Genomic DNA, 10123 nt, shown 5'->3' on the forward strand with positions numbered 1-10123 from the left:
GGCATTGCGAAGTCGCTTTCTGCCATGGCGGGTCCGCAGGGTGAGTGTGAGAGAGTGTGGAGCATGGCTTGGCGGTCCGACTCGTCTTCAGAATGCGGCTCGCCAGGCCAACCGGCCACCGGCGATCGGAAGCCAACCGGAGCCCGAATGCGTCGAAAAGCTCAAAAAAGCGTAGCGAACTAACCCGGTCTCGGGTTACGCTCAGGAGAGCGCCGGCTTGGAACGGCCGGAACGTTCGCGAGACGCTACCCCGCTCCCTGGCGGCATCCGATTCGCAGTGGGGACACGGACCGATCAGAAAGTAGGCAAACGATGGGTTTTTCTTGCGCCGACAACGGCGGCGGGCTTCGTGTCGCGCGGACAAGGCGGCTGTTTCTTCTCCTCGGCGTATCGGTTCTCGCGACGCCGGCGCCCGGTGCGCTCACCTTTACGGTGGGGGGCAGTTGGCCGAACGCGGCCCACCAGGCAGCGGCTGAGGCCGCGATGCAAGCGGTCGTCGCCCGCTACAACGCCTACTCTCCAACGGGGTTCGATAACCGGGACGTCTACGTCTATTACAACGCCGGGATCCCCACGGCGCAGGCTAGTTACGGTGGCTCGATCGGTTTCGGGGGGACCTATCCGAACGAACGAGTCACCGCCCACGAATTGGCGCACTACCTCGGCCTCCCGTCGAGCCAGTGGGGAAACGTCATGTCGGGAGGGACTTGGACCGGCGCCCTGGGTCTGGCGAAGGTGAAGCAGTTCGACGGCGAGCAGGCCACCATCAATGGCGACGGCGTCCACTTCTGGCCCTACGGCCTCAATTACGACAACGAGGGGAGCGAGGTCAACAAGCAGCGGCAGGTGGCGATTGTTTACGCGATGCGGGGTGACCTCGGGATCGGCTCGACAACCCACCCATCCACACTGAGCTCGCGTGTGACTGTCGCGCAGACGGCGGACGACCCAGTCGGCCAGAGCGGGTTCAATTACATGGGGCGGTGGAGCGACGGCTACTTCGCCCACCCGGGCTATCGTTACACCACCGCCGACTACAAGCTCCGCACGCCGGCCAGCTCCAACGCCTACAAGTTCTATGGCGACTCACTCACCGTCGAGAACACGAACGGCGCGTTGGGCGGGCTCTACTACAGCGGCCAGGGAGGCGGCGCCCTCGTGACGATCCCCGACCTGTTGCTCGACGGCGGCTGGGTGCAGCACCGCAGCGGGCTCGGCAGTCCGTTTCAACTCGACGGGGCGGTGAGCGTCGAATCCGACTCGGTGCTCTACGCCAAGCAGGGCGACATCGACCTGCTCGCCAGCGTGTCGGGATCGGGCGCGATCACGATCCCCGTGAGCGACTCACCGACGCAGAACGCCCGTTACGTCCGGTTCAAGTCTTCGAGCAATACGTTCGTGGGCGATGTGGTGAACCAGTCTCGGTTTGAGCTGGCCGAAGGCGCGAACTTCCGCTTTGCGATCGGTCCCGCGGGGGCGACGAACGCGATTACCGGATCGACCGCCCGGGCGACCGCCCTGAACGGCGTGTTCGACCTCGACCTGTCGCAGGCCACCTCGTCGCCGAGCGACTCTTGGACGCTCGTGACCGCGGCGAATACGAGCTACGGCAGCGGCTTCCAGGTCGCTGGATTCGAAGGCTACGCCGGCACGTGGAGTGACGGCGCCTACTCGTTCAACCAGGCGACCGGGGCGCTGACGACCGTCAACGCCTGGGGAGTCGACGGCGGCGGCGCGTGGAGCAACGCGGGCAGCTGGACCGCCGGCGTGCCGAACGCTGGCGGCGAAGCGACCTTTGGCCCCGCTCTCGGCGCCGCCAACGCGCCGGCGACCGTTGCGATCGACACGCCCGTGATGATGTCGCGGATCAATTTCAACAACGCCAATGCTTACAAGCTAAGCGGCGCGCAGCCGATCACGCTCTCGGGCGCCGCCTTGGTCGTCGCGATGAACGGCTCGCATGAGATCGCCGCCCCGGTGGCGGGCGTCGACGGACTGCGGCTACGGGGCGGGGGCGTGGTGGCGCTCTCGGCGGCGAACACCTACAGCGGCGACACGCAGATCGACGCCGGCACGCTCAAACTCGTCGGATCGGGGACTCTCGGCGCGGGGGACGTGCAGGTCGGTACCGGCGCCACCTTGGATGTTTCGGGCTTGAGCAGCCCGCTGCAGTTGGCGAGCGGCCAGACGCTCAACATGCTCAGCGGCTCGAACGTGGCCGGCGAAGTGGCCGCCGGCGCCGGCTCGGCCATCGTTGGCAGCGGCGTCTTCTCTGGCGGGGTCGTCGTCCGATCGGGCGGCACGCTGCGGGTCGGCGCCGAGGCGCTGCCGATCGTCGCGCAGGCGAGCCTGATCGACAACTTCAACAGCTACACAATCGGCAACGTCGGCGCCCACTCCAGCGGTGACGCCACCGGCGGCGTCTGGGACGGCGTGTTCGACGGCACCGCCAACGGCCAGATTGTCGGCGCTGGGCGGGGCAATTTGGCGCTGATGGCGGTCGGCGTGCCGTCGCAGGGGAATGGCGGTTGGCGTGGCGCCGCGACCGACCTGGCGAACGCCTTCGCGGCCGACCAGAGCCTCGCCGATGGCGACACCGCCACCTACTTCCTCCAAGTGAAGAACGAAGGCAACGCCTACACCGACACCGTCTTTGGGCTGACCGGCGGCCTCGCCAACGTGGGTATCAACAACGCCTGGCAAGACTACTCGGTCATGCCCTCGATCGTCGGGTCGCCCGGCGCCGCGGCCTTGCGGCTCAACGGGACCGACCTCGTCACGCTGACCGACGGTGAGTGGCAGAACGTCTGGCTCGTCGTCGACAACGGCGCCAAGACGATCGACATCTACACCTCGACCGGGGCCGATGGCGGCGTGCTGGCGGCGTCCGACGTCGGCTTCGGCCAGATTACCGACCCGGATGACCTCGCGGCGTTTGCGATCACGGGTCGCGAGGACGGCCGCGTTCAGGTCGACAATCTCTACCGGATCGCGGGCGAGTACACCGGCAACCCGCTCGCGCCGGGCGGGGGGGTTCTCTATGGGACCGAGGTGCTTGCCGTCGCGGGCGACGTTGACCTAGAGGCGGGCGCCAAGGTATCGCTGGGGATCGGCACGGCGGGCGCTAGCGATCGGCTCGACGTTGGTGGCCGCCTCACGGCGGGCGGCATTCTGGAGGTGCAGCTTGCCGACGGCGCGCCGGGCCTCGTTGCTGGCGATTCGTACGATCTGTTCGACTTCACCGAGGCCAGCGGTGCGTTCGACGCCTACGGCTTGCCGGCGTTGGGGGCCAACCTCAGCTGGGACCTCGCCAACCTCATGGTCGACGGCACGATCGCCGTCGTCGCGGGTCAGGCCGGCGACTTCAACAACGACGGCTTCGTCAATGCCGCCGACTACACGGTGTGGCGTGACGGTCTCGGCGGCGCTTACACCGAAGGCGATTACGACACGTGGCGCGCGAACTACGGCGCCTCGAGCGCCGCGGTGGCAGTTCCTGAACCGGCTTCGCTGCTCTTGGCGATTCTCTTGGCTGGCGCCGCCTCGCAAGGTTTCCGGCGGGCCTAGCACCGCCTTCCCCGGGCCATTGCGTCCGGGTGACTGGTGATGCGGGGCTGGCGTGAGGGGACGCCTCGGCGCGCGCACCGGGGTACAATGGGCGTCGCCGCTAGGCCACGCTCCATTGCTTCGCGCCCTTTCTGATGTTTCGCTGAGTTTCGATGCAGACCCATCCCCTCCACAGCCAGCACGAGCGCCGGTTCGCCACGAACCGCTTCGTCTATCCTGTCCTGAGCCGACGGTCGGGGGGGATCTCGGTGGGCGTGAACCTCAACCCCGACAAGGTCTGCAACTTCGACTGTGTCTATTGCCAGGTCGACCGCTCGACGCGGAGCGAGAGCCGCTTCGTCGAGACCGACCAGCTACTCACCGAGCTGCGCGACGTGCTGCGGACGGTCGCGTCGGGCGACCTCTACCAGACGCCCAAGTTCGCCGATACGCCGGCGGCCTTGCGGCGGCTCAACGACATCGCCTTCAGCGGCGATGGCGAGCCAACCACCTACAAGAACTTCGACGAGTTGATGCAACTCGCCGCGGACGTGAAGCAAGAGGTCGGCGCCGAGTTTCCCGCCGCAAACGAAGCGAAGATGGTGCTGATCACCAACGCCTCGATGTTCCACCGCCCGCATGTTGAGCGCGGCCTCGCGATCCTCGACGCGAACAACGGCGAGGTGTGGGCCAAGCTCGACGCCGGCACCGAGGCCTACTACCACACGATTGAGCGGACGAAGGTCCCGTTCAGCCAGGTGCTCAACAACCTGGCGAACGCGTCGCGAGTGCGGCCGCTCGTGATCCAGTCACTGTTCCTACGGCTCGCCGGCGAAGCGCCGTCACCCGGAGAAATCGACGCCTACTGCGACCGCCTCAACGAGACAACCGCCGCCGGCGGGGCGATCAAGCTGGTGCAGGTCTACACCGTCGCACGGAAACCGGCCGAGTCGATCGTCGGCGCCCTGTCGGACGAAGCGGTCGATGCGATCCGCGACCGCGTGCGCCGGCGGACGGGGCTGCGGGCGGAGAGCTTCTACGGGACGAGCGGTTACTGAGCCGTTTCGGCGAGCTTGTCCCGCAGTTCTTGAACTTCCGTCGCGGTCCGGTTCTCAGATTCCCACGCTGACCGGATCATTTGGGCCGACAGCGACGCCAATCCCGTTAGTGAAGACTTGGTAGAGAAGGTCCCGCCCGGCCCTGGCTTGGCGAACTGGTTACTCGCCTCAGCGATGGCTTCTTCAAAAAGGCGAAGACTAGAGCTTTGCCCCAACCACATCCGACCAGGAAATGGCAGCGTCTTGTACTTCTCCAGGAAGTACGCGCGCTCGGTACGGAAGCACTCTGCCAAGCCGCTCCGGTCTTCCAGCGGGGCGAGAGCGGCGTCGAGCCGTCCGGCGTCTGCCTTGGGGAGATGACCACTTTCGACGAGGCGCTTCCCAAGATCGATGGCGTAGTTCTGATACGCGCAGGCTTTCATTCGATTGATGACTACCGGCTCACTCTCGTAGAGCTTCCCAAGTCGGGCCAGCGCTGCGACTGCGTCCACCGCCTTGTCGGTCTTCCCATCGACGATGGCTAGCCGCCCTTCGAGCGACAAGAGTCTCGCCGCCGAACGCAAGTGGTTTCCGTAGTCGATGAGCTCTTGGTCCGCGCCTTGAGCGATCTTAAGCAGTGAGGCGTACCGTGGCCGCTCGATTGCGAGTCGCACCGCGGCAAGGGTTTCGGCGTTCTGCTCCAGCACCTGCCGAGCTTGTTCGACCTGTTTCTCTTTGAAGGGTCCCTTATCGAGAAGGTCGAGCGCATCGGCGACCGCGACTTCACCCTGCTTAAGTTTCGGCGCCAGGTCCCGCAGCCCCGCCGCGACGTTCGCCTCGCTGGGAATCGCTTCGGCGACGAGGTCGGCGTAGCAAGTCGGTTCGCCCGCCGCGCGAAGTCGTGCCACCGCCGCGTCTCTTGAAAGCAACCACCACAGCCCGATCGCCAGCAGCAGCCCCAGGTTCACCAGCAAAAACCAGCGGCGGTTCCAGAGCCGTATTCGGGTCAGCGGCGTCGTCATCGCGGTCTCGCAGAGGCGGGGTAGTGTCTTGCGGATTTGTTCGCTCGGCCCCGCGTCAGCTTGCCGACAATCGGCGCGAAATCTCCGCCCGCCGCTGGGCCTGCTCCGCTACGTCGAGGCCAACCACCCCGCTCCACGCCGCCAGCATCCGCTTGTACATCGGCCCGGGCGTTCCGGCGCCCATTGGTTGGCCGTCGCAGCGGACGATCGGCAGCAGGCAGATCGACGTGCTCGACATCCACGCCTCGTCCGCCGCGCGGAACTCCTCGATCGTCAGGTCGCGTTCGACGAACGGCACGCCTTCGGCTTCGGCCAGTTCCCGCAGCAGCGCGACACTGACGCCCGGCAGCACCTTGGACATGAGGGGCGAAACGATCCCCTCGCCGTCGCGGTAGATGACGACGTTCGCGGTGGAGGCCTCGCCGACGTAGCCATCCTGGTCGAGCAAGATTGCGCGGGCGCCCGGCTCGAGGCGGCGGGCCTGTTGATCGGCGAGGTAGTAGTGCATCCGGCTGCGGCACTTCAGCTCGGCGGGCCAGCAGTTGCCGGGCGTCTGGCGGTGATCGCTGGTCCAGACGCTCACCCCCGATTCGTACTGGCTCGCCCAGGTCGAGAAGGGGAGGGGGAAACCATGCACACAGCGTGTCGCGACGCCACCGACGCCCGGTGTCGCAAACGCGACAATCGCCCAATCGTCCTCAACTCCGTTGGCCGCCGCGGCGGCGCGTAGCGGCTCGTGGCGGCGCATGAACTCCGAGATTGCCGCGGCGATCTCATCCGCTACGGAGGGATCGATGCCAACGATCTGAGCCGAGCGGCGCAGCCGGCGGACGTGCTCGGCCTGCCGCCAGATCCGGCCCCCAAAGGTGCGGAGCCGTTCGGTCACCGTCACGCCGAGGGCGAAACCAGGGTCCTCGACGGGGATCGCGAGGGCGCGGTCGTCGATCCACTGTCCGTTGAGATACGCCTGCCGTTCCGCCATCCGACGCCTGTCTAGAAAAAATTAGGAGAGGCGTCACCGACGCCAACCCATACATCGTAGCCGGATGGTTTAGCTACGAGTACAAGGCGCGATTTTCCCCCTCCCTTGCAGGGAGGGGCTAGGGGAGGGTCTTCGCGTTCAGCACAGGACAACGCTCCTGTCCCGACCCACCAAACCCTCCCTGAAAGGGAGGGGAGAAAGAGGCTCACTCTCCAACGACGACGGCAAGGTCCTCGGCGGGCGTGTCCTCACCAGCGACCTGCGGCTCGAGCGACTCGTCAGCGAACGCCAGCCGCCGCCACGCCATCCGCATCACGCCCGGGGCCGCCAGGTAGTCGTAGAGGTTGTGGCTCTTCCCGACCGTGTTCGCCACCGGCAAGAGCCGGACACGCGACGCTTGCTCGCGCGTCAGACCCTTCGGGCCATCGCCACCAAGGGCCGGCGGATTCGCTTCGGTCGGCACCCATTTGTAGAACCGCATCGCGGGGTCGCGTGGGTTGATGGTCGTGAGCAGCGAGTCGATCCGCTCGAGCGCCATGCCGTGATACGATCGCGGCGAATTCCAGCAGGCGTCGTAGGCGGCCGCGAGGAAGACGGCCCGCACCGACTTGACCCGGCAGTCGGAGCAATCCGTGGCGTAACGCAGGCCGCTCAGCGAGCCGCCCGCCATCAAGTGGGCGGCGCCGCTGCTGACGCGGGCGCCGTAGCTATAACCCAGCAGGCCGACGTGCGAGCCGTACGGCAGGTGGTCGAACACCCACGCGAGTTGCCAAGCGACCGGGCGGGTGCGCGCCGCCTTCTCACGGTAGTCGCGGAGCAGGCCCGGCACCTTGTCCGAGCACCAAGAGAAGATGACGAACTGGATCGGCCGTTCGTCCTCGGCGCAACCGACCAGATGACGGTAGACGTCGAGGCCGCGCTGCCGGGCGGCGGACGCGGTGATCTGATTGCCGTGGACGTAGACGACGATCGGCCGCGTCGGGTCGAGCGATTCCATCAGGGAATCGAACGGGCTGGCGTTCCAGCGGCCATCGATCCGCTCGGAGGCTTCGACTCCCTGCGCGACGCGTGCGGCGTCGGTCGAGCAACCGGCGGGGCGGGTGCTCACGAGTAAAACGCGATCGGCCGGCCTAACGCAATCAGCCGTCGCAATCGATGCGACTAGGCAGACCGCAACGATGGCGAGCTGACGAACGGGTTGCGAGGCAGGACGACTCATCGGCGCAAGGAAATGGGGCGGCGTCGAGGGGGCGGACCGAGTAACTTACCCGCGCTTTGGGGGGTGCGCCGTAACGATGTTGAAAAAAATCAACGGTTTCATTTGCACACCACGCGGCGTGGGGTACTGTTTCGCAGCTTCAACGAGACCGCGTGTCTCGCCGGCCGCGTCACGGGATGTGACGCCTACGCCCTCCCCCCCCTCGAAGCCGCGACGGTGGCGTGTCGCGGCCCGTTCGCGAAGCCGCGCCTTAGCGTGTGCATCGCCCCGCCGTAAGGAAGCCGCCATGAAGAAACTGATCGCCCTTTGTATCGTTACTACCGTTGTTTCTAGCACGACCGGTTGCGGCTGCTGCCGCCGGCTGCGCGATTTCGTCTGCCGCGGCGCACAATGCGGCGGCTCGGCCCTCGCGGCGCCCGCGCCGATGGCCTACGCCCCGCCCCCGATGGCCGTCGCCCCGATGGCGTACGACCCGGGTTGCAGCTACGCCGGTTACGACCCCGGTTGCAACTACTCGGTGGGCTACGGTGGCCCGTCGTACGACAGCGGCTGGTCCCCCGGCGCAGCGGGCTGTGAGAGCTGCAGCGGTGGCTACGCCATGCCCTCGGACGGCGGCTACCTGGTCGATCCGAACGCCTCGTCGTCGATGCCCGGCCCGCAGCCGCTCAATGGCAACTGAGTCGATTCACAAGCTCACGAGACGCTAGGCGTCGCCGTCGCCCTCCCAAAGACGCCGCGGCCCGCCCCCCTTCTGGCCATCCCCCCGCTTTTTCGCCCGTCCTGAGCGAATCGGCGGGGGGATGGTTTTTTTGTTGGTTGCGGCCTTTTCGGCTGTGGCGGCGTAAACTGGAAGGACCCATCCTCCCTCCCGGCTCGTCTCCCGATCGGTTCCCCGGAGCCGATCGCGGCGCCTGAGAAGCCGCCGAGGGCGTTCCTTCGACGCCATTCGCCATGCCTTGTCGATTTCCCCTGCTCGGTCTCGCCTTGCTGGGCGCCACCGTGCCGGCCTTGTTCAGCCCGAACGCGTCGGCCCAGTTGCTCGACGCGCCCGTCCCCTACACCGCGGGCTACGCTTCTGAAACGCCCGAAGCGCCGGAAGAACCTGTCGAGACGACGGTGCGTTTCCGTGTCGGCACGGTCATCACCGCCAAGCGGGGGGCGTGTCGCGACATCCTGGCGATGGTCGCCGTCCCGATCGAGTGCGCCGAGCAGCACGTCCGCCTCGTCGAGGAGGATTTCTCCCCCGGCGTGAAGGCGACCTTCCGTGATTTGGCGGGCGGCAACGCGCGGCAGATGCTGGTCTCGATCCCGTTCCTCGACGCGGGCGCCGAGGGGCGGGCGATCCTCACCTACGAGGTGACGACCCGCACGACCCTCCCACCGAGCGAAGCCGACGAGGCGCAGTACGTCATCCCCCGCCGCGTGCCGCGCGGCCTGCGGGGCTACATCGGGCCGAGCCCGTTCATCGAGTCGAAGCACCCCAAGATCAAGCGCCTCGCTCGTGAGATCGAGGACGAATTGGAGGAGGCCGAAGCGGCGCCGAGCGACTGGCGCCGCGTCGAGGCGCTATACGATTATGTCATGGACCACGTCGAGTACCTCGAAGGTCCCGACACCAGCGCCCTGACGTCGCTCGAGGCCGGGTCGGCCGATTGCCATGGCCGCAGCGCGTTGTTCGCCGCCCTCTGCCGCGCGAGCGGCGTGCCGGCCCGCATGGTGTGGGTCAACGAGCACGCCTACCCCGAGTTCTACCTGCAGCGTGGCGAGGACGACGAAGAAGGCGTCTGGCTGCCCGCCGAGAGCGCCGGCACGCGCGCCTTCGGCGAGATGCCGATCGCCCGCCCGATCCTGCAGAAGGGGGACGACTTCCGGGTCCCCGAGAAGCGGGAAAGTCTGCGCTACGTGACCGACTACCTGATCGCGTACCCCGCGACCCGCGGCGCCGGCAAGCCGAGCGTGCAGTACTTGCGCGAGATCGTGCAGTAAAGGCCGCCGTCCCGATTCATGCGGCTGTAACCGCTAGAGCGTGCTGCTTGTGAGCGTAGTGGTTTGGTCGCCGCCGAGGTGAGCGGCGCCTCGGTGGCCTAGCGAACTCCGGAAACTGGCTCAGCGTTCCCCAGTCGGGGGCTGCTTATCCTCGGAGGTCGTCACGACCTCAGCAGATTTAGCCTTGCTCTTCGGCGCAGCGGATGAGGCACCCGCGGTGACTTCGCAAACCAACAAAATGCGGGCGGTGGTCAGGCCGCCGCAGGGAACTTTCGGGTGTCCGTGACGCACGATTTATTGCCTACGGGTCATTCTAGCGCGACGGTTACTT

At 66.8% G+C, this 10123-nt stretch carries 7 protein-coding genes; 4 read left to right on the top strand and 3 right to left on the bottom strand.

All coding sequences use genetic code 11. The annotated features are described in order from the left end of the window. Positions 1-312: 312 nt before the first annotated feature. Entirely contained in the window at positions 313-3567 is a 3255-nt protein-coding gene (locus Pla108_RS20190; RefSeq protein ID WP_146446793.1) for a beta strand repeat-containing protein, read from the top strand. 152 nt (positions 3568-3719) lie between these two features. Beyond that, positions 3720-4604 (top strand): radical SAM protein, encoded by an 885-nt coding sequence (locus tag Pla108_RS20195; protein WP_146446794.1) that lies wholly within the window; start codon positions 3720-3722, stop codon positions 4602-4604. On the opposite strand, the gene Pla108_RS20200 is transcribed toward Pla108_RS20195, so the two are convergent. From Pla108_RS20200 to Pla108_RS20210, 3 genes are all read right to left on the bottom strand, one after another. Continuing rightward, positions 4598-5605, bottom strand: coding sequence for a hypothetical protein (locus Pla108_RS20200; protein WP_146446795.1), 1008 nt, complete (start codon positions 5603-5605; stop codon positions 4598-4600). The two genes, Pla108_RS20195 and Pla108_RS20200, sit on opposite strands and share 7 nt — an antisense overlap. Positions 5606-5660: 55 nt before the next feature. Beyond that, complete coding sequence (locus tag Pla108_RS20205) at positions 5661-6587, bottom strand: aminotransferase class IV (RefSeq protein ID WP_146446796.1); 927 nt, start codon at positions 6585-6587, stop codon at positions 5661-5663. A gap of 205 nt (positions 6588-6792) precedes the next feature. Next, positions 6793-7695: a hypothetical protein gene (locus Pla108_RS20210; RefSeq protein WP_146446797.1), complete on the bottom strand. Its 903-nt coding sequence runs from the start codon at positions 7693-7695 to the stop codon at positions 6793-6795. A gap of 397 nt (positions 7696-8092) precedes the next feature. On the opposite strand from Pla108_RS20210, the gene Pla108_RS20215 reads away from it, so the two are divergent. Beyond that, a complete protein-coding gene (locus Pla108_RS20215) occupies positions 8093-8485 on the top strand; it encodes a hypothetical protein (protein WP_146446798.1) in 393 nt (130 codons plus the stop codon). 272 nt (positions 8486-8757) lie between these two features. Continuing rightward, on the top strand, positions 8758-9792 hold the full coding sequence (locus tag Pla108_RS20220; protein ID WP_146446799.1) for a transglutaminase-like domain-containing protein: 1035 nt from the start codon (positions 8758-8760) through the stop codon (positions 9790-9792). Positions 9793-10123: the final 331 nt, after the last annotated feature.

The sequence above is a fragment of the Botrimarina colliarenosi genome (genome assembly GCF_007859955.1).
GTDB lineage: Bacteria > Planctomycetota > Planctomycetia > Pirellulales > Lacipirellulaceae > Botrimarina > Botrimarina colliarenosi.

What these genes read in the sequence shown, in the direction of transcription:
- Pla108_RS20190 (WP_146446793.1), top strand. Translation starts at nt 313, where the DNA reads ATGGGTTTTTCTTGCGCCGACAACGGCGGCGGGCTTCGTGTCGCGCGG.
- Pla108_RS20195 (WP_146446794.1), top strand. Translation starts at nt 3,720, where the DNA reads ATGCAGACCCATCCCCTCCACAGCCAGCACGAGCGCCGGTTCGCCACG.
- Pla108_RS20200 (WP_146446795.1), bottom strand. Translation starts at nt 5,605, where the DNA reads ATGACGACGCCGCTGACCCGAATACGGCTCTGGAACCGCCGCTGGTTT.
- Pla108_RS20205 (WP_146446796.1), bottom strand. Translation starts at nt 6,587, where the DNA reads ATGGCGGAACGGCAGGCGTATCTCAACGGACAGTGGATCGACGACCGC.
- Pla108_RS20215 (WP_146446798.1), top strand. Translation starts at nt 8,093, where the DNA reads ATGAAGAAACTGATCGCCCTTTGTATCGTTACTACCGTTGTTTCTAGC.
- Pla108_RS20220 (WP_146446799.1), top strand. Translation starts at nt 8,758, where the DNA reads ATGCCTTGTCGATTTCCCCTGCTCGGTCTCGCCTTGCTGGGCGCCACC.